This is a genomic window from Ensifer sp. ENS09, from assembly GCF_014852425.1.
GTDB lineage: Bacteria > Pseudomonadota > Alphaproteobacteria > Rhizobiales > Rhizobiaceae > Ensifer.
The window spans coordinates 47,977-72,526 of record NZ_JACVBP010000011.1 but is presented as its reverse complement, the minus strand read 5'-3'; the positions used below and the strand labels follow the sequence as shown (position 1 = coordinate 72,526).

The following is a 24,550-nucleotide window of genomic DNA, read 5'->3' as shown; positions in this document are numbered from 1 at the left end:
CGACGCTTGGATCTCTTCAGGAGTTCCCCGCGGGGAACTTTTCGGTCCGAGCGCGTCGCTCATGGTGATACGATGCAGCTCTTCACCGAGGTCGATGCGGATTCTCCGGGTAACTTTCCCGCCACGCTGTCCGCGAGCGTCGCGCGTCTCCGATTGACCTTGGCCGCTCACAACGGACAATCCGATTTCCGGCGCTGGCGCAGCGACAACTGGAAGGGCCCGTTCCCGAAGTTCCCGCGGGGAACGTCTCGACAAGGCTGTTCACACGTTCATCGAGCTGGCGTGCCATAATTGATGCACCTGCCCGAATCGGAGTACCCCTTAGTTGCGAAGAAAATCCGAAACTTCGGGTTTTTGAGTAGTTACGTGGTTGTTAGCAGATCGTTAACCACAACGCCGGTTAATTAGCGACAGTGACCACCGAGGATTCTTATTCATGACGCGACATCTCAGCAGCCTTTCCTTCATGGAGAATTTCTCCAGCAAGCTCGAGCTGGCGTTGAGCAATTTGAGCATGGCGCAGTTTCCGCCCGACGCACGGCGCAGCATGCGCAAGTTCACGTCGACCGAAGTCGCACAGCTCCTCGATGTGACTGAAGCCTACATCCGGCAGGTCGCGGCGAAAGAGCAGGGCCCTTCGCCGGAGATCGCCAACGGCCGCCGCCTCTATACCCTGGAGCAGGTTCTGGAACTGCGCATGGCGCTTGCAGCCAACGGCCGCAAGAAGTGGATGAACCCTCGCCGCACCGGGAACGAGCAGTGCCAGATCATTGCGGTCACCAACTTCAAGGGCGGCTCGAGCAAGACGTCGACGACGATCCACCTCGGGCATTATCTGGCGCTGCGCGGTTATCGCGTGCTGGCCGTCGATCTTGACCCTCAGGCGTCCCTGACTGCGCTGCACGGCAACCTACCGAACTTCGACTACCGGGGAGGGGACACGCTCTATTCCGCAATCCGGTTCGAGGATCCGATCCCAACCCGGTCCATCATTCATGAAACGCACATTGCTGGTTTCGACGTCATCTGTGCCGGGCTCGAGTTGACTGAATTCGAAACGGCCGTTGCGCTGGAAATGCGCCGGGTCGGTGGAACAGGTTTCCTTCTTCGCGTTTCGCAGGCCCTCGAGCAGGTCGTCGACGACTATGACTTCATCCTCATGGATTCGGCTCCTTCACTGAACTTCCTGACGCTCTCGTCATTGACCGCGGCAACCGGCGTCGTCATCCCCGTTCCAGCCCATATGCTAGACGTCGATTCCACTGCCAAGTTCCTTGAACTCGCTGCCTCCTACATGCAGATCCTCGACGAGGTCGGAACATCTGCCCAGTGGGACTTCGCCAAGTTCCTGGTCACCAAGTTCGAACCCAACGACCATCCGCAGGCCAACATGTCCGCGCTGATGCGGCAGGTTTTCGGCGAGGATCTCCTGTTGAACTCCGTCATCAAGTCGACGGCCGTTGCAGACGCGCTGACCTGGAAGCAAAGCCTCTACGAAGTGCAGCGCGCACGCTTCTCAGCGCCCAAGACCTATGACCGCGCCATCGAATCCATCAATGCGGCGAATTCCGAGCTGGAAGCCCTCTTCTGGAAGGCATGGGGGAGAGAATGAGCCGTAAAGATTCCAAGGGACTGTTCGCAAACGTCCTCGGCCAACTGGACGCGTCGGCCGATCGGGCCGGTCCTCAAAGGACGACGTCGCCGCATCTGCTGAAAGTCGCGGCAAGCGTCAGGGAGATCCAGGAGCGCAGCGAGCTTGCAGAGCGCCTGCTGAAGGATGGCGGGCAAATCATCGAGATCGATCCGGAGGACGTCCTTGATTCCGACATTCCCGATCGCTTCGCATCGGCTTATGACGCAGCCAGCCTTGGCGAACTCGTGCAGTCGATGGGTGAGCACGGGCAGAGCACGCCGGGTCTCGTTCGCTCGGTGCACGGCGCATCCAAGCCGTTTCAGATCGTGTTCGGTCGCCGTCGCCTTGCCGCCGCCAGGATGTTGGGCGTCAAGTTCAAGGCCATCGCTCGGGATTTGAGCGATGAAGATGCAATCGTGCTGCAGGGGGAGGAAAACAGCAACCGGCATGATCTCTCCTTTATCGAGCGGTGCCTGTTCGCGCGCGCCCAAGAGGCGGCCGGCTTCAGCCGCGACGTAATCAGCAGGTCGCTGAATACCGGTAAGTCGCACATCTCGGAGATGATCCGACTTGCAAGCGCTTTGCCACACGACGTGCTGCAGGAAATTGGCGCTGCACCTGATGTCGGGCGCCGGCGCTGGGTGGAATTCGAAGCAAAGTGGTCATCCCATGACGCGCCGCTCGAAGCGGCAAAGTCAGTGCTTGCGGCAGAAGGCGTTCGAGGCGCCGACACCAACGTTCGTTTTGCGAGTGTGTTCGAGGTACTTTCCGGCAAGGCGGAGGGAGCACTTTTGTCCGTTGACCCACCACAGCTCGTTTCGCACGGTCTGGTGCTCGGAAACGTGAGCCACGGAAAATCCGGCTCGAAGCTTGCTTTTAATAAGTCGGTCCCCAGCGGGTTCGTCGACTTCGTCGCAGAGCAAATCGAGAGCCTGCACGACCAGTTCATGAAGAGAAATGCCCGATAGGGCGTGAGTTAACCTGGAGGATAACCGCAAAAGAAAAAGGCCCCCAAACGTTGCCGTCGTGGAAGCCCTTCTCTGTGTTGTAGCAAACCGAGAATCGCATTTCCCCGAATCCCCGTCAAGAGTCTTTGGCACCGTTTTTGGTGAGCAGGTTTCTTTTGCCTTCGCAGTGAGGTGAAGAAAAATGCAAAGTGGAAGTGTGACGACGCCCTTTGGGCGGCGGTCGATTTCGCTTGCCCATGTAAGAGGGCAGATGCGGACGACCGAAATCAGACCCGGCAAGTCCGTCGACAAATGGAAAGTGTTCCGTGACGCCTGCGAGGCCAGGGTCGTGCTTGGCGTTCAGGACCGGGCGCTTGCTGTTCTTGACGCATTGCTCACGTTCTATCCGGAGAGCGAGCTTTGCGAAGACCGTTCCCTGGTCGTGTTCCCATCAAACGACCAGTTGTCGGTCCGCGCCCACGGTATCGCGGGTACGACGTTGCGGCGACATCTGGCAGCGCTGGTCGAGGCTGGCTTGATCCAGCGGAAAGACAGCGCCAACGGCAAACGTTACGCGCGCAAGGGCAATGCCGGTACGATCGAGGAAGCTTTTGGCTTCAACCTGGCGCCATTGCTCGCGCGTGCCGAGGAGCTCGCCCATCTGGCTCAAAAGGTTGCTTCGGATCGCAGACATTTTCGCGCAACGAAAGAAGCTCTGTCGATCTGCCGGCGCGACGTGCGCAAACTGCTGACGGCTGCGATCGAAGAGGGTGCTGCCGGCGATTGGGGGCGCATCGAGGACATGTTCGTCGAGCTGACCGGCCGTATTCCGCGTACGCCGACGGTTGCTGATATCGAACCTATCCTCGACGAAATGCAAATGTTGCGGGAAGAGATCATCAACCGGCTGGAAATTCAGGAAAATTCCGAAAGTATGGATAGCAATGCTGTCCAAAACGGATGCCACATACAGAATTCAAATACCGAATCCATCCATGAACTTGAACCTAGCTCTCGAAAAGAGCAGGGGGCGAAGCCGAGCCCTGAAATCAGGCCGATGCGGGAGCCGATAAAGGCATTTCCATTGGGTATGGTGCTACAAGCCTGCCCCGAGATCCGCGACTACGGCCCGAACGGTGCGATTGAAAACTGGCGCGACCTTTTGTCGGCCGCCGTCGTGGTTCGATCGATGCTCGGTGTCAGTCCGAGCGCCTATGAGGAGGCCTGCGGGATCCTTGGGGCGGAGAATGCCGCCGCCGTCATGGCGTGTATTCTCGAAAGGACAGGGCACATCAATTCGGCCGGCGGCTATCTGCGGGATTTGACGCGAAAGGCCGAGCGCGGCGAGTTTTCGCTCGGGCCGATGCTGATGGCGCTGATGCGGACGAGTTCCGGGCCTAGAAAGGCGAGCGCCTGAGCCTGCGCAAGGGGGAGAATCTATCGGTTGCGGTTGTGCGGGGTTGAAACTTCGCGAATGACGCTTGGCAGTGCCAGAGGCTGCCGGCACTTCCTCTTCGCGAGCCACCCAATGCTTTGATGGCAGGTCTCCGATTGACGTTATCATCCGGAATGAGCTCGTATCTGGTGATGTTCGCCAGGTTGAAGTACGGGTATTCGGTGTTTGGTGGGTGAGGGGGCTCACGTTATCGCTCGCTTGCTCGAGCGCTTCGATTGTTATACCTTTTCACAAAAAAGGTATAACAGCTATGAAATCCATCGACCTCATGTACCATGACGATGCTCGCCGAACTCGGGCAACGATCTCTCGATGCGGCATGGACGGCCGACTTTCCGTCTGAAGGTCGTTTCACCCCCGTGACCGTCAAGGATCGACGTTATTGGTATTTCGACATCCCCGATGGACGCGGGGGCAAGACCCGGCGCTATGTCGGTCCCGCGGAAGATCCGGAGATTGCAAAGCGGGTCAAGGAATTCCAAGCCCAGAAAGATGACCTTCGCGCCCGCCGCCGAATGGTCTCGACCCTAACCCGAGAGGGTGGCATGATCGCGCCGGACAAGATGTCGGGAGACATCGTCGAGGTGCTCGCGATAGCGGGGCTGTTTCGGCTTCGCGGCCTGCTGATCGGAACGGTTGCGTTCCAGACCTACGCCGGGATCCTCGGTGTGCGTTTGCCGATGGCCGCCGTCCTTACAGGGGATGCGGATATCGCCCAGGACTACGCAGTCAGCCATGAAGTCGAAGATAGTCTTCCGCCGATCGTGGACCTGCTACAGACCATCGATCCAAGCTTCCGCCCGGTCCCGCATCGATCAGGTGCGGCCACCTCTTCTGCGTTCGTCAGCAGTACCGGCTATCGTGTGGAGTTCCTGACCTCGAACAGAGGCAGCGACGACTACACCGATCAACCGGCGAAAATGCCGGCCCTCGGTGGGGCCAGCGCGGATCCACTTCGGTTCCTTGATTTCCTGATAAGGGACCCTGTTCGAACGATCTTGCTTCACAAGTCCGGGGTCCCCGTAACTGTGCCTGCACCTGAGCGATACGCTGTCCATAAACTTATCGTGGCTTCGCGCCGACACGACGACGGACCGAGCGCAATCAAGCGGGACAAGGATGTTCGACAGGCAGCACTACTCTTCGAGGCTCTCCAGCAAACGCGAAGAGCAGCCGACCTCACACTTGTATACAACGAAGCGTGGGATCGCGGCGCTCAGTGGCAGAGCGGTATCCGCATCGGTGCAGGAATGCTCACTGAAGACGAGCGGGGCCGACTTAGGGACTGTCTCAGAGCAGGAGCAATGGAGATCGGCGAAGACCTGACAATGCCGTTCTAGGACAGCAGAAAAAGGGGACCGCATGATAGCAGTACGGCCCACGCAGGATCTACTGACCGCTATTAGGGCCGCAGTCAGACCGCAATTCCTTCTAGACGATCAGTCGCGCCGCTCGTCCGTTCTTGCGTTCGGCGTTGTTGTAGCAGCTCGCCGCCTGGGTGATGGACTTGTGCAGCGACTGCTGCATCGCTTCAGGCAGCGGTATGCCGCGATTGAGCGTCGCGACGTCATCATCCGTCAGCAGCGCGGCAAGTTGATCGCGGCGATCGAAGGGGAGGATGGCGTCTAGGGCGTCGAGTTCTTCGGCGCGGCGAGGGACGGAATCGGAAGGTATCTTTTTCGCCAATTTTGAAAGTTCGCCAGCTGTAGCTTTGCGCGATATTAGGCGATTTGCGTCTCGAGATCCGTCACTATCGATACCTGAAACCTATCGATAGTGAAAGAGCCAACTATCAGTCGTGCCCAGTGAGGAACTCTAACTTCGAGATAGAGTTCTCTTAATAAATCATTTACCATGATTTCAATGGTTTACGATCTTGCGAAATTGCCCGTCCAGACCCTGCTGCGGCCCATCTCGGACGCCGGCGTCGCGCTCGCCCGTCTCGACGAGCGTATCGCGCGCTCGGCGGTCGGGGACGGCTTGCTCGAACGCGCCCATTTTGCCGATGCCTGCGCCTCGCTGTGGATCGACGGTGAACTCGTCCATCTCGAAGACCTGGTGCTGCACGACGCCGGCCACGACATTCGCACCCCGATGCACGAACTGACGATTGCCCGCGACGTGCTGCGCAGCCGCCGGCGCATCGCATCCCAGCCGCCTGGCTGGGCGCTCAGCCCCGACGGCTTTCGCGCGCTGCGGCAGGCGGGACCTGCAGCATCGGCTGACGCCGGCGGTACTCAGAGAAGTGTCGCGGCCACGACCGATATCGCTTCCGTCGGAGGAGGGGAGGGGGAGGACGTCTCCGCGCAAACTTCCAGCCCATTTGACGCCGAGCTGGCCGCCATCGATGCGCTGCTCGCCCGATCGGAAGCAGCGATCGAGGCAGCGCAGACGCCTGGCCGTGCCAGCGGGCGGGAAAAGGATCCGCTGGTCTACGATCTCGACTGGGATGAGGATACGCGTCTCGAGGAATGGCGCGATCTGCTCCAAGAAATCGGTGAGCAGCCGCCGGTGCTGCAGGCGATCGTGGCCCTCGATGCCTGGAACGATCTGTCCGTATTGCAGCATGCGCCCTGGCTCGGCCGGCTGCTAGCGGCGTCGATCCTGCGCCAGGCCGGGGTCACTACCGCCGCTCATCTCGCCGCCTTTAATCTCGGCCTGAAATCCATTCCCGTCGATCGGCGACGCCATCGCGATCCCGAGACGCGGCTGCTCGCCATCACCCACGGTCTGATCGCGGCGGCCGAGCTCGGGCTGAAGGAGCATGACCGGCTGGCGCTGGCGCGGCGGATGATGGAGCGCAAACTCACCGGCCGACGCACCTCATCTAAGCTGCCAGAACTGATCGAGTTGGTCATGGCAAAACCTCTGGTCTCGGCCGGCATGGTCGTGAAGACGCTCGAGGTTACGCCGCAGGCGGCGCGGAGGATTGTCGGCGAGCTCGGACTGCGTGAGATGACAGGGAGGGGGAGGTTTCGGGCGTGGGGGATATTCTGAGTTGCGGGAAGCTATGATGGTCACGCTCTGCCCCCGGCACGAGCGAAAGGCGAACCGGTACTAGATGTATAACATTCGTTGTTGCTGGGATGGTCTTGACGTATGCGGGATCGCCTTCGTATTCGATTATTCGATACAGCCGCTCATGGAAATTTTATATGTCTCGTCTCACTGATTTGATAGCGCAAGCGAAAGCGAGAGACGTGCAGCTTGGTCTTGAGCTCGAACGCGAGTTCAAAGTTCTTTCCGCCCGCCGATCGTTCGGTCTGAATTTTGAGCGGCATCGTCCAGAGAATGTCGAACTGCCTGGACGCCCGATAAGAAGGGGCGATAAAGTCCGCATTCTTCCAGCACGAGGCTCCACCGCAAGGGGCGATCCCCGTATCTGGAAAATCGTTGGCTTCGATCGAGATGGCGAATCTAAGACAGCTCGTCTTGATCTCATTGGTTCAGTAGAGCCGGTAACGACCACGGCGGATATCAGTGACCTTGTGGTCGTCGCCGAATTTCGAGACCATATTTTTCCTGGGCTGGTCAGTACAGGCAGGATCGAGAGTGGGGCCGACAAGCCGTTCCATACCGTCATAAACGGAGAGAATTTCCACGTCCTTGAGGCGCTGACGTTTACGCATCGAGGCAAGATTGACGCGATTTACATAGACCCACCGTATAACACTGGTGCTCGTGACTGGAAATACAATAACGACTATGTAGAGTCCGAAGATCTTTATCGCCACTCCAAGTGGTTAGCCATGATGGAGCGCCGAATACTCGTCGCCAGAGAGTTGTTAAACCCAGAAAAATCGGTTCTGATCGTCACAATCGACGAAAAAGAGTATCTTCGGCTCGGTTTGTTGCTCGAGCAGACCTTTCCCGATGCCGTGCAGCAAATGGTTACCGTAGTTATTAACCCGAATGGAGTTGCACGCGGCAAAGAAATGGCTCGCGTCGAAGAATATGCATTCTTCCTCTTTTTCGGCGAAGCAGGCCCTGCACACGTCGTGGATAGCCTGTTGGACACCGAAAGCCTTTCAGGGCAGCAAAGGACGAGTGTTAGATGGGAGTGGCTTTTGCGCGGTGGGAACAACTCGCGTAGGCAAGATCGCCCAAATCTTTTTTTTCCAATTTATATCGATCCAGACCGTCGCACGATTGCAAAAATTGGCGAGTCGGTTCCCTTGGACGTGGACAGAACCACAATCCCGAACATCCCGGGACTGGTCACCGTTTGGCCGATTAGAGCCGGCCGCGACGAAGAAGCGACTTGGCAAAAATCGCCAGCCTCGCTTCGTAAGATAGTCGCCGACGGGTTCGCACGAGTTGGGGCGTACGATGCAAAGAATGATCGTTGGTCGATCCTCTATCTAGGGCCATCTCAGCTCCGGCGCATCCAGTCTGGTGAACTTGTGATAACCGGTCGTCGAGAGGATGGCTCTCAAGAGGTCGATTTTGGCGAGCGTGGCGTGCGGCGAACTCCGAAGACCGTCTGGAACCGCGGCAGCCACAAGGCTGGCGAATATGGATCGATGCTGGTGCGCAAGCTTACTGGCGATAGAAAGTTTCCGTTTCCTAAAAGTCTATACGCGGTTGAAGATGCACTCCGTATCGCTGTTGGCGACAACCAATCGGCTACAATCCTTGATTTTTTTGCGGGTTCGGGGACAACGGCACACGCTGTCATGAGATTGAACCGTCAAGATGGCGGCCGTCGCCAATCCATTTCGATCACGAATAATGAAGTTGCGGCGGACGAGCAAACAGCGCTGCGAAAAGCTAACCTGCGTCCCGGGGATCCCGAATGGGAGAGGTGGGGCATATGTGATTATATCACAAAGCCGCGTATCGCCGCGGCAATTACGGGAAAAACTCCGGACGGCGAAGCCGTAAAAGGCGAATACAAGTTCACTGACGAATTTTCCATGGCGGAAGGCTTCAAGGAGAATGCAGAATTCTTCACGCTTACCTATGAGACTTCAATCGCCATTTCGCATAGTCGGGCCTTTGAGCGGATTGCTCCTCTCCTTTGGATGAGAGCGGGCAGTCTTGGGCGCCGCATCGATGCTATCCCTGATAGTGGTTGGGACGCTGCCGATACCTATGCCCTTTTGACCGATTTGGATAAAGCCGCACAATTCTGCAAAGCAGTTCGTGCTCAAGGTGGAATCCGGATCGCCTATATCGTCACAGACGATGATCGACGCTTCCAATCTGTCGCTCACCATTTGCCGGCTGACGTCGAACCCGTCCGCCTTTATGAGTCATACCTTTCTAATTTCAGATTTTCGATGGGATCCTGACGCATGAAATTCACCCTGAAAGATTATCAGGACGAAGCCGTCAAAGATGTCCTTGAGAGGCTGAAGAAGGCCAGTAGACGATGGCACAATGAGGGCGACAGGCATGCCTTTTCCCTTACCGCTACTACCGGCGCAGGCAAGACTGTCATGGCCGCGGCAGTATTCGAGGCTTTGTTTTATGGAAACGATGACCACAACATTGAGTCAGATCCAGGTGCTGTCGTTATTTGGTTCAGCGACGACCCTTCCCTCAACGAGCAATCGCGCTGGCGCCTTCAAGAAGCCTCCGATAAACTCACAATTTCGGATCTGGTGACGGTCGGCAATAGCTTTGGGGGAGAAAAATTTCAACCAGGTAAAATTTACTTTCTCAACACTCAGAAGCTGTCAAAAAATAGTCTTCTGGTGCGGGGTCACGAAGCAGACGATCCCGATCTGATATCAGCAGACGGTCAGCGCATCATGCCTGATATGCGTTCTCACACCATTTGGGATACGATCCGAAACACGATCGAAGATCCAAATCTCACACTCTACCTGGTGCTCGATGAGGCTCATCGAGGAATGAGAGAGGGCGTCAGAGGAAGTGCAGATGGCAAACCCACTATTGTCCGGCAACTAATCAACGGATCGGCTGGCTTTCCAGGCATTCCAATTGTCTGGGGAATCTCAGCGACGGTGCAACGCTTCAATGATGCCGTTGCTGGAATGAACGACCGCAGCACGCTCCCGAATGTTGTCGTTGACGCAGCCAAGGTTCAAGAATCCGGTCTTCTAAAAGATACCATTAACCTTGATATCCCTGACGAAGCTGGAGAGTTTTCCACTGTCCTCCTTCGCCGGGGAACGAGTAAATTGCGTGACATATCGAACGAGTGGCAAGCCTATTTTGCCCGGCAAGACGATGCTGAGATCGTAGTTCCGCTCATGGTTTTGCAAGTGCCGAACTCGCCGGATCACAAAGAAATTGGGCGATGGCTTGACACCATTTTCGACGAATGGCCAGAGCTTCCACTCGATTGCGTTGCAAACGTGTTTGGTGAACATAAACTAGAGACATTCGGACGTCACATCGTGCCATACATCGCGCCCGAACGCGTGGAAGAGTCCCATTGGATACGCATTCTTATCGCGAAAGATGCAATCAGCACCGGTTGGGATTGCCCGCGGGCAGAGGTCATGGTTTCATTCAGAGCTGCTTCTGACAGGACCCATATAACTCAGCTGCTCGGACGCATGGTTCGATCGCCTCTAGCTCGCCGCATCCCCGGAAACGAGCGCTTAAACGCTGTAGATTGCTTGCTTCCACATTTCGACAAACGGTCTGTGGAGGCGGTTGTCTCTGCTCTAATGACTGGCGTCGAAGCTGGCGAACAACTTCCCGGCCGCCAGGTTCTCATCAACCCGCAAGAGATGAAATTAAATCCAGCCATACCTCAGGATGTGTGGCAGAAGTTTTTAACTATTCCTTCCCAGACACTTCCCAAGCGACAAACCCGCCCAGTGAAACGATTGACAGCCCTAGCACATGAGCTTTCCGTAGATGGACTGATCGAGGGGGCAGGTAAGAAGGCCCACGCGGACATGCACAAAGTGCTGGATGGCGCACAAGTGCGGTACGCGGAAGACATCGACGAAGCTCGAAACGCTGTCCTCGCGGTTATTGGCAAGACGGTGCAGGCCGATATTAAAACAAGCCGTATGACCTTCAACGACTTTGTTGAGGCGGCAGATTTTACTGTGATCGAAGACGCATATAGACGCGCGGCCCGAGTGATTAGTCCCGATCTGGCAACATCGTACAGTGAACATCTGGCAGCAAGGTCTGAAATCGCTGACGATGATGATGCTTTGGTTGAGGCTCACACAACGATAGCGGCGATCGGACTAGTTCCGGATATCAAAGACGACATTGACGTCGCGGCTGATAAGCTGGCAACACAATGGCTGACGCAAAATCGCATCGATATCAAAAATCTTACCGATCAAAGACAAGATATCTATCGCCAGATCAGAGAGATGAGCTCAGATCCATTGCCCGTCGATCTCGCCAAACCGACGACATGGCTGCAAATGAGCGTCACGCGAAGAGCAGACGGGCAGGAGGATCCACTTCCGCTATTTGAGAAGCATCTCTTGTGCGATCCGCAAGGAATGTTTCCCGCTGACTTAAATTCATGGGAGCGGAATGTTGTTCTAGAGGAGCTCAAGCGACAAGGCACAATTGGCTGGTACCGAAATCCATCTAGGGCGAGCCAGGACTCGCTCGGCATAAAGTACGATGAAGGAGCAGAGGCAAAGATACTTAGACCAGACTTCATTTTCTTTGCTCGAGTGCCTAATGGCCAAGTCGTAGCAGATCTTGTCGATCCGCATGGCGTCCAGTTCGGCGACTCTCTCCCTAAGCTGAGAGGGCTTGCCAAGTATGCAGAGCAAAATGCCGGCGTGTTCCGTCGCATCGAAGTCTACGCAGAAGTTTCGGGAAAGCGCCGTGTGCTCGATTTGACCGTGTCAAGCACAAGGACTGCTATCATGTCGGCCACGTCAGCAAAGGAGGTTTACGAAAGTACTTCGGCAAGCGACTACGTAGCAGTGATGTAACGCGCGCAGATGTGCCACGCGCACAACGCGCTATCGCTCCGTTTAGCAACTTCCCGTCGATCTTCGTCGTGCACTCCATAAGCGTCCGGTTAAAGATCGGAATTCCTGTTCGGCTTCATTGGAATACGCACCCAAGAGACTGGATGCGATAGTAACTGAAGTTTCCAGGCTTCGGTTTCCGATACAGCTTTCAAGCCCTGATATCGCCGTTGGCAACTCCTAAATAGCCTCTGAGAAGCTTCATAAGGGCAAGCATATCCCGCGCGTCATCGACCGTCGCCGTTTCTTTAAAGAGCTTTATCAGCTCTGGTTTTGCACTCCTGTCGATGTCTCTATGCAGGCGATCCTTCATGGCCACTCGATTGACGACCGCGGCGGGATGTCTTCTCTCAAATTCTTCGAGAATGCGATGCGAGCATAAGTCCTCGACTTCCCAATCCATGCCGCGATAACCCATGTTCAATCCGGTAGCAGCGAGTTGGCGATCCGTTAGCCCGTTCCCCACGGGCGGCATGACGGGTTGAAGGAGGAAAACGTCGACAAACGGTCGGATACGAGTATCGGTCAGCGGCATCACGTTGTATGCGTTTCGTCCCGCGTAGTCGTTATCGTACAGCCCCACAAAGCGATGGCGTTTGCCGCCGGACATGACGGTCGCGTCGATATTTTGGCGGATACCAATTAGAGCGCGATTGACGCCGTGAACACCGCCGTCATCACCTTCACCGGAGGCGATAATCGCGAAATCGGAGTCAATCACTTGGATCCCGTGGGCTTGGGCGTGCAGCAGCGACGCATGCTTGAGGTAGCTGACGTCCATCGTCCCCTCCACCAACACGTTGGTTTCGGCGATGTCCCAGCCGACCAAAGTCGCATACATTTCTACGAGGTCGGTCATCTACGCGGCGCCGTCAGAGGTCTAAGAAGCGGCCCGTTGTGTCCAAACGAGATATATCCCGAAAGCATCGCCCCGGGTCGACGTTGGTCAATCGAATACTCGCCCGGACGGAACGGAACTTCGATATTCTGGAAATCCACCACACGTGCGTAAGCGCGGCCTTCGGTGCCTGGAGCCACTCTCGCTCTGACCTGGCGGCGATCCTGCCGGGTGACGTCGAGAAGCCAGTGAAGGCGAGGCGGGACCTCTACATAATGTTCTCCCCTACGCCAGAGCATACGGAGCTTGCGAAACGCGCGGTCGCCTTCAAAGGCTCTATTTTGCTGGAACATCAATACGGCGAGGTCGAGCTCTAGCTGAGGCGTAAAAGCGGGACCGCTGCCCTGGAGTGATTGCAGCAGTTCAAGTTGCAAGTCGAAATCGAGCGGTCGGTCCAACACGGTCAGGAGATACCGAAGTTTCACGGCCTGGACATTTCCGGCAATGGGTGCGGCAGCGAGTAGTTCAGCCGCCTTTATCCGATTGTCTTTCGGGATCATTTCGAGCTCGATCCCTTGTAGAAGACCGATACCGTGGACCAGTGCTGCGACCGCGATCGCAATTGCACCCGTCTCCGAATCCGGGTCAACCGTTGCCTCGCCCTTCGAGGAGAGAAGCAATTCGAATGCCTTCTCCGCAAGCCTCATATGCGCTGCTTTCCGAGGCTCGAAGCCCGGTCTTTCCAGAAGACTGTACGCAAGGGCGAGCACTTCCAGCGCCTTGACCAGCGCGAGCGATCTATCCGCTTGGCCTTCCATCAGAAGTGATCGAGCGTAGGTCTCGACGGTGAATGAGTTGTCGGGGTTGGCGGAGTAGGCTCGCTGTGTGGCTTCGTTGGCTTGAGCGCGTGTGTTCTCTATCGTCGAAGCTGAAAGTCCGGCTTTACCCTGCGCTTCCGCAAGGTCGTGCAGCGCGTGCGCCAAGGAGTTGTAGAGGCCGAGATCCGTTTCGCCGCCGCCGTGGGCCTCTAATTCGAGAGCCGCTTGAAGATCGTCGACGGCACGCTGGAGCAGATCGACCCGCTCACCGTCCGACATCGCGAACATGAGCCTGTCCGAAGCGATACGTCGCCTGGAGATCGAACAATGATGTAGGAATGTCCGGCTGGTTGTCCTGATCGACCTATGCATTTCGTCAAGAGCTTCCAGCACTTCCGGCCAAAAGGCCGCCAAGCTGCCATGGCCATGGTCCGGATCGATTTTGAAAATCGAGACGGCAAAGGAATCCGCCACGTCGCGCAAGCTTGCGAGCTTCAGGATCGGAAGAGCCGATATTTGACGGAGAAGAAGGAAGCGAACGTGCTCTGGATTTTTCGCACTTTCCAGCCCGTAGGATTCACGGGCGGCAGTATCGTAAAACAACGCCGTGAGAAGGTACCTGCCAAGTAAGTCATGCGCCATCGCCCAAAACCGATCGAGTTCGCTGGCGACGCGCACCAACCCCAGCGCTCCAGCGTCCCGCCTGACGTCCTCAAGCTTGTCCGATGTCGGCCAATCCGCTGTCTGCGCGAGTAGGGCGTCGGGAAGCGGTATTCTCACGGTGCTGAATGCGGCGATCCGGAGGATGCTCGTTTTGACGGCTTGGTCTGCCACAAGATTTTGGAACTGCTTGTAGACCCGCGACTGGACCGTCTCCCCAAGGTTCAGCTGTCGCTGTAGCCAGAAGCTGAGGACAATCCAGAAAGCCGCTATTTCGTCGCCGACTCGCACGGACGAGGAGTTGTAGAAGTCCCGCCAGTCATTATCGTTACGACTGGTTCCGTGGGGAACAAGAAACTTATTCAAATGGCGACCAAGTTCGAGAGCTTGGGAGGAGGAAATCCGGTGTGATAGACTGGCCAGCGATACGAATTTCCGCTCGGCCAACATCGATAGGCTCGTGTAAGGGCCGTTGACAACAATGATACATGCCCGCCGACCGCTCCGCTCGATCTCTCGCGAGAAACTCAGCAGTTCAGCTTCCCGACCATCCCAATGTATCTGGTCAAACACGAGCAGGCACGGAACCTCGTAACGGGGAGAATCTCCTTGATCGCGGTCCGTGTTGACAAGCCGGGTGAGGAAATTCGTCATCTCCAGACCGGTTGTGGAGACTTGTCGCGACCGCGCTACCAATGTGGGATAGCCTTCGTCCGCCGCTCGCCACGCGAGGTCACGGATAAAGACGGTTGCACCTGACCCCGACTCCGCGTTCACGTAAAAGATCCGGTTTTCTTCTGGCCCTTTTTTGTCGAGTTCCCGTAATTTCCCGCGGATCTTTTCCCAGGCTGCCCTGTCGCGTTCCCAGGGCATTCCTGCGGCATAAGGACGCCAAGAAGCACTCGGGTCGGCGAAAAAACCGTCTACTTCGTCTGCGCTAAGGTCACCCGGCATTAGTGGCGACAACGCTTGGCTGCCGATCAGATCAAAAGAGGACAGTATCGGCCGCTCCGGGTCGTCCAATGCGCCAACGTCGATGAGACGCATGTCCCCAACGTCGTTCCGAACTCTGACGAGGACCGCACCGTCGCGACCGCGCAGGTACGAGGTCGCAAGCTGCTGACCGAAGTCCGACGCCGATAGAGCGATAAGCCCCACAAACGGCGCGGCAAACTCCCGCTGCCATTGTTTGATTTTTTCCTGAGCGTCTGGGTCGTCGGACACGAATGTCAGCGCTGTACGGAAGCCGTCCGCCCACATCTCGATGAGATCGGGCGGGACTTCGAAGGGCCCGGTGGAAGCGACGACCAGCTGTTTCAGTGGACTCTTGCGAAGTTCCTGGAGCATGGCCATCCGACGCGCCATCGCGCCGAAGCCGCCTTTGCGCTGGGTTCCGCGGCCATTCAGAAGCATGACTGCAAGATGCCTTGGCGGCAGGAGAGACTCTGCGGGATCGCTGTCCACGATCTGTATCAGACCACGGCGCCGTACAAGCGGATCGTTGATTTCCTCAGGTTGCTCGAGAGCCGAGAGATAGGTGGCTTCCGACATCTCGGAAACGACCATGTTCCAGGGTAGCCGTGTAGCGGCTTCTATGCCCGCAAGGTCGAGTTCCTCGGCACCTGAATCCTGGAGCCAAAGGGCGACGTCGCGACTATCGAGCTGCGTTAATAAGGGGGACGGAATAGTGGAGACAGGTGACATCGATTTCTTCATAGGCAGATATTCGACTTTCTCGCTTACGTTGTCCAGCGCGGTCCCAGTACAGCTTCAGGAAAATGGCATTCCTTCGATCCGAAACTCGATGACCTCTGTCTGGCGGTGTATGCGAGCACCATCTCTTCCAGATCGTCGTCGTTGAGGATGAGGATCATCTTTTGATGAAAAGCCCATTGCTCCTTGAGGAAGGCAGGAACCCCTCGTTCACCGCAGCTGCGAGGCCCAAATTGTGTTGGCGTCTTTGCAGCACCATCGTATCGGGCGTTAGCATCCCCCAAACCATTATGCTGTTCCAATTTTCGCAGTATCTGCGGACTGCACGCTGGTGTCAGCCAATTCCAGCCGCCCGTGATCGACCCAAAATACTGCCACCCCCTTAAGCGGACGCTGCGGGAACAGCTCTGCCACCAACGCCGCATAACTCGACAGCTGGGGCCAGTAGGATCCGAGGCCCTCACCACTGCCGCCAGATTTATGGTCGATGAGCAGGCACCCCTTTGATCCGATGGCGAGAAGGTCAATGGTACCTGGGATCTCGGCCCCATCTCGAGTGAAACCTAGCACCGGGATTTCAGTGGCAAGGTCTGTATAGCCTTCCGCCGCAAGCCAGTCTTTCAGTGCGGTGGCACGCTCAGAAATCATATCGAGTGTGGCTTCTTCCAGTTCCGTCGCAGACGGCAGCCCGTGCGCCAGGTCGGGTCGGGTCAGATAAGTGCGCAACGCGAGATGTAAGGCAGTACCACGTGCCGCGTCATTGAGGGTTGTCGGCCAAGGTGCGCCAAGAGCGATGCTACGTGTTCCGGGCACCTCTCCCGCGCTGCGACTTTGCGAAGGCTGTAGCCGCCAGGGCGATAGTGGTATTTCGGCCAAAGGCGTCGCGGGCCCGAACCGGGGCGTTACGCTTGCGACGCCATTTGCAAATTCGGTAAAGCCCGCCTGCTCTGGCAATTGCTTAATGACAGCGGCGCAATCGACACCACCGACCTTGACGCAGTTCGTCCCGATCTGCGGTGCACAATTGTCCATAAAAACATGAAAAAGGCTCACCGCTTCTGGCGCGTCGTCCTCTCGGTCTTTCAAGAATCCGGGCCATTCCAGTACTATCCGGTCGCGCGCACGAGTGAGCGCGACGTAGAGCAAGTTCTTTGCATTGGCCTCGAAATCTTCCCGTCGATCTTCGATAAAGCGGCGCGTAGCCTCTGGCGCCGCGAACCCGGGTGTATGAACAAGCGCCGCCGAGCCGAGCACTACTGCCATGTTGTCGATCCGGTCCAATGCATCGAAGCGTGTCGTCGTGGAACCGGGCCAATCCTCAATACCGTTATCGAGCTCGGCCACCACAGTGATCGGCCATTCGCGGCCCTTCGAGGCATGCCAGGTTACGATCTCGACCGCCTCGGCGTTGTTGGCAGCGGGATCGGGTCGACGATCAAAATCGCGTTCATTCGCGCGAGCATCGAGCCAGCCGAGAAACACCTTCGCGGTTTCGCCATGGAATCCGGAAGCAGCTTTAAGGTCGCGGTGAGCGCCCTCAAACTCGTTTGCCTCAGCCTCCAGTCGAAGGAGATCGGCGCGGCACCCCGCGGCGTCAGGTTGGCAATCTGCCCAAAGGCGTAGGCCTGCGACCGACAGCACCAAATCCAAAGCCGCACTGACCGGAAGACTTGCCATCTGATCGGACAAGGCCGCGAGGCGGATCAGGACCGGGTCATCGGCCAACCGCCCGGCAGTCTGGGAGGAAAGTGCAGTCTGCAGAAGTAGTGGATCGGGACCCAGCGTGCGCAATAGTAGCCCAGAGTGAATATCGGCCGGGTTCGCGGCAAACGCAAGCGCGGCACGAGCAGCGGTGACAACGGGGTTGGTAGCCCAGCCGTCCTCGCTGATGCGGACAGGGACGCCGCGGGCGCGTAGCTCCTCGGCATACCGGGCAGCAGTCGTGTGCCGGCAAACCAGCAGTGCAATATCCGATGGCCGCGCAGGGCGCGATGTCTTGGTAAACCGATCCGTTATTGTCTCACCATCCGTCAGGATGGCCGCGATGCGTTCAGCAATATGTACCTGTGGCTTTGATGCGTTGCGAACACTACGCGATTTGGTGGCGATCAACACCTCGAGTGCCGGACCTGAGATCGGATCGCGCGTTGGTGTCAGCGAGTTGTAGCGCGCGCCGAACAGGCCAACGCCCATTGCATTGACGAACTGCATCACAGCCGGCGTCGATCGCCAGTTGCGATCAAGCGGCTGTGTTGCATCGGGATTCGCCGTCGCGAGAGCCTGTGACAGGCGCGGGTCGGCGCCCTGAAACCCCATGATCGACTGTTTAACGTCGCCGACCAGTAGTGTGCGCGTCGCATGTGCGCCAAGCTGCCAAAGAAGGGCGAACTGCACGGGGTTGGTATCCTGGAACTCATCGATGATGACGCAATCTATCTCGCCGAGCACAGCTTGGAGTACGGCAGGGTCGGTGCGCAGAAGTCGTTCCGCGCCGGTAATCATGTCGGCGAAGTCGATAAGGCCCAGTGCCCTTTTACGAGTCTCGTAGGCTTCCATAACCTCTTGAGCACAGGCGATCAGGCAGGAGAGGTGCAACTTTGCATCCGCAAGTGGGCCGGGGTGGGCGGGAAGAACGTCAGCCGCCGCCATAATTGCGGTGGCAAGATCGTCGTATCCTTCCGGCGTCTTGCTGCTTCGGTTGGAGACAAACAAGCCGCGTAAGTCGTTCCAAAGCTTCCAGTCCCGGTCTAGAAGATCGGGCGAACGATGAACCCGTTTGAACAGCGCCAGATTTTTCTCGAGTTTTTCGACATTGCCTTTGGCAGTGATGTGAGCCATGCCGCCTTCCGGGAAGCTCGCAACCATTGTCTGAATGGCCGCGCCCAAGGCGTCACGGGCAGCTGTCGGATCTGATAGCACCTTACCATAGATCGTATCCAGTCGCGACAAAGCTGGTGCGAGTAGGCCGCGATCACGCCCTTTGTCACCAAGACCACGCAAGAGGTCAATCATCGACATTACCCGGCCGCGTAGAGAATCTTCGACCGTATCGCCTGTCTGCCAGTTTGCTTCATAGCCAAAGCGCTCAGGCTCTGCCTTGAGGGGATCAAGCGATTTCGCATGCGCCAGTGACTGACGGATCAACAGGTCTCGCTCCGCATCACCCAGATGCCGCGGTTGAGGCGAGGCACCTGCCGCCAGCGCATGTTCGGTCAACAGCCTAAGGCCCAGCCCATGGATAGTCGATACATATGCGCGCTCGACCGCCATAGCCTCGGAAACGAGACCATCTGCTAGAAGCCCGGCACGGATGCGTTCACGAAGTTCAGCCGCAGCGGCCTCGGTGAAAGTCACCGCGAGAATGCGCTCGGGCCTAACCACACCGCGTTTGACCCAATCAGAAAGCTGGGTCTTAATTCGGTGCGTCTTCCCGGCGCCGGCGCCCGCAGGAACGATTACCAATCCTTGATCCATGGTCATTCCTCCTCGACCTGACGAATGAAGGCTTTGACGAGGGGAGAGGCGTCGGTCAGCGCATAAGGCGTAAAACCTGCCTCCTTCCTAAAGAATTCTTCATCACCGGACGTGTTGAGGACCACCCTGCCTGCGCCCAGCTCCTCCAGTCGCGTCGTCAGCTTTTCCACGGCACTATCACTCACGGTATTTCCCATGTCGCGCGCGGGAGAACCATCGGAGAGCGTAAGCCCAGAAGTCAGAAGGCCTCCGTCGTTCATAAGGTGATAAGCAACGGCAACCTTGCGTCCAATCAATGGATCCATCCCATCATTCTCGCGCCGGTTTGGCCGGGAGATCATGTCTCTGTAGAGCCCGGCCTGCAGATCCCAGGCTGCCTCCATTCGCTTACGACGACCAGACGTTCCACTCTTCTTGTGATCGACGACTAACAGAGTGCCATCGGGCAGCTCGAGGATGGCATCTGCTTTGCCATGCAGCTGGATGCCGTGTGCTTCTCCCGCCAACCAGATCTCGTTGCCGATGATCTTCGCATTCAGCGCCAACAGATGATCTCGCCAGCGTAGCGCGGCAGCTAGGATTTCGCGTTCCAGTCCCTTGCGTTCCATCTCCCACGACGGGCTTCGCAGGTAGCCAGCATGGCGCATCAATGCACGATCATAAGCCTCGGGGACCGCAGAGGTCAGTGTTTCGGGATCCGGGACCGGCTGATCCTTCAAGAAGATACGTTCGAAGACGTCATGGGCGATATTGCCCTTCGCCATCACATCAAGCTCGTCGGCCGACCAAGACATATCCTCGGCTCCGACCTCAGCGAGGAGCCAGGCAAGTGGGCTGACGAGCAATCTCTCTAGCCGCGAAGGCGATTGCGGCTTTGCCGTTCCGTCATCCGTACGACGAAGAGAGAGAAGATTTTGCCCAGGAAAGTCCAGAGCCTCGGGGAGGTCTGGCTGGATGGGTAATGGCGGGAGATGGTGATGCACGATTGGCCAGTCTGAAGGCGAGAGCCGCGACAAATCAGTGATGAGATCGCTCGTGTCGTCGAGGTTATGGATCGAGCGCGCGATAAGTGACAGCCCTGCGGATGGCTGCAGTTTAGTGCCCGACAGATCGCGCCAAGGGATCAGAAATGTGACAGTTCCGGAGGTCGCCTGCAGTTGATGATCAAAGAGCGCAAGCCCTTGTGCAAGGCTCGCGGCCCGCCCCCGCAATGCAAGACCTGTAGCGGCGTGGATCATAGCGACCTCGCTGTCCAGAAACATTGGATTGGCGCGCGGGCGGGTTGGATATAGCCCGTCAGTAAAGTCGGAGATGATCAGATGCTGGCAGGGACGCCAAGGGCTCTCATGTGCGAGCCACAGGCTTACGCCTTCCAAATTGCGCAGCGGATCTGCGCTTCCAGGCGCCATCACCTGAATGCCGCGCAGGATGCCTTCCCAATCCGGCGAACCCTCGCCCGGAGGGACAGATAGGCGGGCTCTAACCTTGTCGCCTTCCGTAACCTGATCACAGATGCGGTTGAGAAGGAAACGTAACTGCGCCAAGCTACTTGCAGAGGCGCGAATATCGTCCCAAAGCGCCTTGTGCGTCGGGTTTGCCGTTAGGATTTCAGCCCGGAAGTCCCCGTTCATCAGGCTCTCAGCAAGATTTCGGCCCGTCACAGGGGACCAAGGCATAAGTGGAGACAGTACGAGGCTTGCCAGGGCCATTGCGGGCGTTGGCGGACGTTTGGCAAGCGCCAGATGCAATGCAGTTTCGCCAACGACATCGCGTTTTGGCAGGTCCGCAGGCAGACCGGACAGCGGGATACCCTGTGCAGAGAAAGCACGGGCGATCTGTTGCGGGCTTCCAGCTGCCAGAACAGCAATCTCGCGAGCCGGTGTCCCTCGGTCAATCAATGCTCGAGCATGGGCAGCGGCGAAATCCGCACAGGCCGCGGGATCTCTTAAGCCGTAAAATGAGAGGCTAAAATCGATGGGGGCGGTCTCGATTTGAGGGGCCGTCACTCCGCCCTGAAGGGCGTGCAGCCGGCTACCGATCACAGCGGTGCGATCGCGTGGCGAGGCGGAGACTGAGCCGAATTCATCCTTTAACCGGGCGTAAAGCATCTGCATTGCGGCGGGCGCGAGAGGATCGAGAGAACCCTCGACAACTGAGATCGGAGCCAGAAAGCTTCCATGGGACAAATTCAGGACATGGCGCACCGGCGGCAGACCTTCGGGCAGCGCATCCCCCATTTCCCGCCACAGTCCGACCAGCGCCGTCAGATGCCGTCCCGCCCTGCTATCGGGCAGGGAGTCGACCATCGGCACCTGCAAATCCGGTGTAGCAATTATCAGGTCCTCCAAGGCTGCGGTCACCGCAGAAATCGTTTCAATGGGCGCGTTCGAGAGGCTATCCGCCCAAACTGGATCAGAGGAGTTTGCGATGGCGCGACCGGGTGTCCACTCGGTCACCTTTGGCGCTAAACTCAGTTCGGCCAAAGCGGTGTCGGACAATCGGTAATGGAGGCCAGAGCGTGCATCGGCGACGAGAAAGGGATAATGCATAGGAGCCTCCGATGAATAGCTATTTGTATGAAGCGAGATCGTTCGAAACAGTAGGCCCCGCGATGAAAGCAATTGCATATCGACAGATCTGAGATTCATTCATAACGTGTATGGGTGTCAATATCTGACATACTTGTTCAAGAGGGAAATTAGTTGTGCCGTTCTCCAAGTCCCAGGACCTCATTAGACTTGCGCGGCTGGCTGCTGTTCGGCGAACGGGAATCAGTCTTGATGAAATTCGCGAGGAATTTGGTATCTCGCACCGAACAGCGCAGCGAATGACTGAGGCGCTTGAGGCGGTGTTCGGTAACGTGGAGGCGGTTACCGGCACGGATCGTCGTCGACGGTGGCGCGTTCTGGATCCGGTTCTGGAAAAACTGCAATTGAGACAGGAAACAGCGGTCGAGGCGCTGGAGATCGCAAGCAGAACAGCGCGCGGCGACGGGCGTTTGCGCCACGCTGCTGCGCTCGATGACCTGCGCCGTGGACTACTCGCGCGCCTCACCCCGAAAGATGCGCTTCGCACTGAGGCAGATGTCGAAGCCGTCCTGTTAGGCATGGGATCGGTCGCGCGCCCCGGACCGCGGGTCAATCTAGTCCCAGCTGTCGTCGACGCTGTTATTGAGGCACTGAGGGGACCATTTAGATTGCGGATGCGTTACGGAACCATGGAAGCGCCGGAACGTGTCGTCGAGCCTCATGGTTTCTTACTTGGGCATCGAAGCTATCTTGTAGCACGCCAGCCAGAACGTAGCGACGAAATGCGGACCTTCCGGATGGATCGAATACTGAGTGCCCAGAGTTTGGACGAGAGCTTCAGTTTTGCGCCTGGTTTTTCGCTTGAAGACTACACGGCGAAATCGTTCGGCGTTTACCAGAATCCAAAGCAATACGATGAAGTCATCTGGCGTTTCGCTCCACACGCCGCAGCGCGGGCGGCCGAGTTCTCCTTTCACCCAAAGCAGATCGTAGAGCCGCAAGAAGATGGAAGCCTAGTGGTACGCTTTCATGCGGCGGGCTGGCTTGAAATGGCATGGCACCTTTATTCATGGGGCGATGCAGTCGAAGTCGTCGCGCCCGAAGGGTTGCGTAGCTTCGTCGAAAACCACCGCAGAACCGACTTCGATTCATTGCCATAAGCCGATGCGCGGACGACTACTTTAAGCGGGTCGCAGTCTTGTGCTTCAGTGTGGGTGACAGTTTTTGACACCCCAGCTCCTCTATGATCGAAATGGCCCGATTCGCCGGTATTTGTTAAAGGAGAAGACAGATGGCACAAGGGAAAGGAAGCGGAAGCAACTTCCGCAGCGCAATCACTGGAAAGTTTGTCACAGCCAGAACTGGGCGCGCAAATCCGAGAACGACTGTGCGAGAAGCGAAAAATGGCGGGAGCACCGGGAGCACCTACAGGAGTGCTGTTTCTGGCAGGTTTGTGACCACGGCCTATGGCAAGTCGCACCCGCGCACCACCATCAAAGATAGCTGAACGCGGGATTGAGAAGGTAGTCCCATGGCTCAATGTACAGCACCTCGAGAAGGGCATCGTTCAGCGAACGCGGCTGCAAACTGCCCTGCGTGCCGTGGTAGCAGGCGTTATGGCGGCTACAGCAGCTATAGCAGTTACGGTAGCGTTTACGGATCCTACTCACCTTTTCCCAGCACATCGTCGGGAAGCAGCAGCGGCGGATCAGGCCGGATACGCGCGAAATGGTCGAAGCCAGGCTCTTCCATTTTATACACACCTACCGAGGTGCGGGCACTCACGCCAATCCGCGAAACCGCCGAGAGCCGGGCGCAACTACCGGATCTCCGCGACGTATTCTTGTGCCATGCCTGGGACGACCGGCAGAGCGACGCGAAGACATTGCATGATATGCTCGAAGCACGTGGTGTATCAGTCTGGTTTAGCGAAAAGGACGTTGCGCTCGGTGCGTCGTTGCTTCGCGAAATCGACAAAGGGTTGGCGAAGTCGCGGGTTGGGATCGTGTTGGTCACGCCGGCACTACTGCGCCGTCTTCCTGCAGCAGGCGTTGCAGACAAAGAGCTTTCAGCACTTTTGGCGACAGAACAGCTCGTACCCATCGTTCATAACACGACCTATGAGGCTCTGCGCAACGTCAGTCCCCTGCTGGCCTCGCGAAGCGGCCTGAGCACCGGAGAGGATACGATGGCGGTAGTAGCGGACAAGCTCGCTGAGCTTGTTGCGACGTAACCCTGTCTGGAGTGCATCGATGCTGAAAACCGATACTCGCCAGGCGAATTGGCGCCGAGCCAATCCCTCCAAATATGATGCCCACCTTGCCGTTCAGCGGGCGGTGAAAGCGGGCGAACTGGGAAAGCAAACGTGTGAGGTCTGTGGGGTTGGTGCCGTCGATGCTCATCATGACCGATACGACGAGCCTCTGAAAGTACGTTGGCTTTGCCGATTACATCACACCCGTCTTCACCACCGCGGCGAGGATATGTTCCCAATTCGGCACCGGGCTGCCGGTGATGGGGATTTTAGAATATTTTCAGGAAATTGACTT

General features: G+C 57.3%; 13 protein-coding genes and 2 pseudogenes. 10 read left to right on the top strand and 5 right to left on the bottom strand.

Annotated features, from left to right (window positions below; all coding sequences use genetic code 11):
- The first annotated feature begins 436 nt into the window (after positions 1 to 436).
- The 4 genes and pseudogenes from repA (at position 437) to IB267_RS32910 (ending at position 5,376) form a co-directional block, all read left to right on the top strand.
- Positions 437 to 1,612 carry a plasmid partitioning protein RepA gene (gene repA, locus IB267_RS32925; RefSeq protein ID WP_192451578.1) on the top strand — a complete coding sequence of 392 codons (1,176 nt, stop codon included), beginning with the start codon at positions 437 to 439 and terminating at the stop codon, positions 1,610 to 1,612.
- Positions 1,609 to 2,601 (top strand): plasmid partitioning protein RepB, encoded by a 993-nt coding sequence (gene repB / locus IB267_RS32920; protein WP_192451577.1) that lies wholly within the window; start codon positions 1,609 to 1,611, stop codon positions 2,599 to 2,601. Before repA ends, repB begins: the two co-directional genes overlap by 4 nt.
- Positions 2,602 to 2,782: 181 nt before the next feature.
- A complete protein-coding gene (gene repC, locus IB267_RS32915; RefSeq protein WP_192451576.1) occupies positions 2,783 to 3,997 on the top strand; it encodes a plasmid replication protein RepC in 1,215 nt (404 codons plus the stop codon).
- Between the two features lie 289 nt (positions 3,998 to 4,286).
- A pseudogene (locus IB267_RS32910) lies at positions 4,287 to 5,376 on the top strand (GSU2403 family nucleotidyltransferase fold protein).
- A 91-nt stretch (positions 5,377 to 5,467) separates the two neighbouring features.
- Here the strand turns inward: IB267_RS32910 and IB267_RS33630 are convergent.
- Positions 5,468 to 5,590 (bottom strand): annotated as a pseudogene (locus IB267_RS33630) (integrase); the annotation flags it as partial.
- Positions 5,591 to 5,890: 300 nt separating this feature from the next.
- On the opposite strand from IB267_RS33630, the gene IB267_RS32900 reads away from it, so the two are divergent.
- The 3 genes from IB267_RS32900 to IB267_RS32890 all read left to right on the top strand — a co-directional run bounded on the left by IB267_RS32900 (position 5,891) and on the right by IB267_RS32890 (position 11,931).
- The gene (locus tag IB267_RS32900) at positions 5,891 to 7,033 is read left to right on the top strand and encodes an RHE_PE00001 family protein (RefSeq protein WP_192451575.1); all 1,143 of its coding nucleotides are present in this window, start codon (positions 5,891 to 5,893) and stop codon (positions 7,031 to 7,033) included.
- Positions 7,034 to 7,191: 158 nt separating this feature from the next.
- Positions 7,192 to 9,330, top strand: a complete 2,139-nt coding sequence (locus IB267_RS32895; RefSeq protein ID WP_192451574.1) for a site-specific DNA-methyltransferase — start codon at positions 7,192 to 7,194, stop codon at positions 9,328 to 9,330.
- 3 nt (positions 9,331 to 9,333) lie between these two features.
- A complete protein-coding gene (locus IB267_RS32890) occupies positions 9,334 to 11,931 on the top strand; it encodes a DEAD/DEAH box helicase (protein ID WP_192451573.1) in 2,598 nt (865 codons plus the stop codon).
- A gap of 190 nt (positions 11,932 to 12,121) precedes the next feature.
- On the opposite strand, the gene IB267_RS32885 is transcribed toward IB267_RS32890, so the two are convergent.
- The 4 genes from IB267_RS32885 to IB267_RS32870 all read right to left on the bottom strand — a co-directional run bounded on the left by IB267_RS32885 (position 12,122) and on the right by IB267_RS32870 (position 22,022).
- Positions 12,122 to 12,829, bottom strand: a complete 708-nt coding sequence (locus tag IB267_RS32885; protein ID WP_192451572.1) for a hypothetical protein — start codon at positions 12,827 to 12,829, stop codon at positions 12,122 to 12,124.
- Complete coding sequence (locus IB267_RS32880) at positions 12,826 to 16,002, bottom strand: hypothetical protein (protein WP_192451571.1); 3,177 nt, start codon at positions 16,000 to 16,002, stop codon at positions 12,826 to 12,828. Before IB267_RS32880 ends, IB267_RS32885 begins: the two co-directional genes overlap by 4 nt.
- Before the next feature lie 285 nt (positions 16,003 to 16,287).
- Complete coding sequence (locus IB267_RS32875; protein WP_210336086.1) at positions 16,288 to 19,473, bottom strand: exodeoxyribonuclease V subunit beta; 3,186 nt, start codon at positions 19,471 to 19,473, stop codon at positions 16,288 to 16,290.
- Positions 19,474 to 19,475: 2 nt separating this feature from the next.
- On the bottom strand, positions 19,476 to 22,022 hold the full coding sequence (locus IB267_RS32870; RefSeq protein ID WP_192451569.1) for a PD-(D/E)XK nuclease family protein: 2,547 nt from the start codon (positions 22,020 to 22,022) through the stop codon (positions 19,476 to 19,478).
- A 155-nt stretch (positions 22,023 to 22,177) separates the two neighbouring features.
- On the opposite strand from IB267_RS32870, the gene IB267_RS32865 reads away from it, so the two are divergent.
- The 3 genes from IB267_RS32865 (at position 22,178) to IB267_RS32855 (ending at position 24,547) form a co-directional block, all read left to right on the top strand.
- A complete protein-coding gene (locus IB267_RS32865; RefSeq protein ID WP_192451568.1) occupies positions 22,178 to 23,161 on the top strand; it encodes a WYL domain-containing protein in 984 nt (327 codons plus the stop codon).
- A 371-nt stretch (positions 23,162 to 23,532) separates the two neighbouring features.
- Positions 23,533 to 24,234, top strand: coding sequence for a toll/interleukin-1 receptor domain-containing protein (locus IB267_RS32860; protein ID WP_192451567.1), 702 nt, complete (start codon positions 23,533 to 23,535; stop codon positions 24,232 to 24,234).
- A 19-nt stretch (positions 24,235 to 24,253) separates the two neighbouring features.
- Entirely contained in the window at positions 24,254 to 24,547 is a 294-nt protein-coding gene (locus IB267_RS32855) for a hypothetical protein (RefSeq protein WP_192451566.1), read from the top strand.
- Positions 24,548 to 24,550 lie beyond the last annotated feature (3 nt).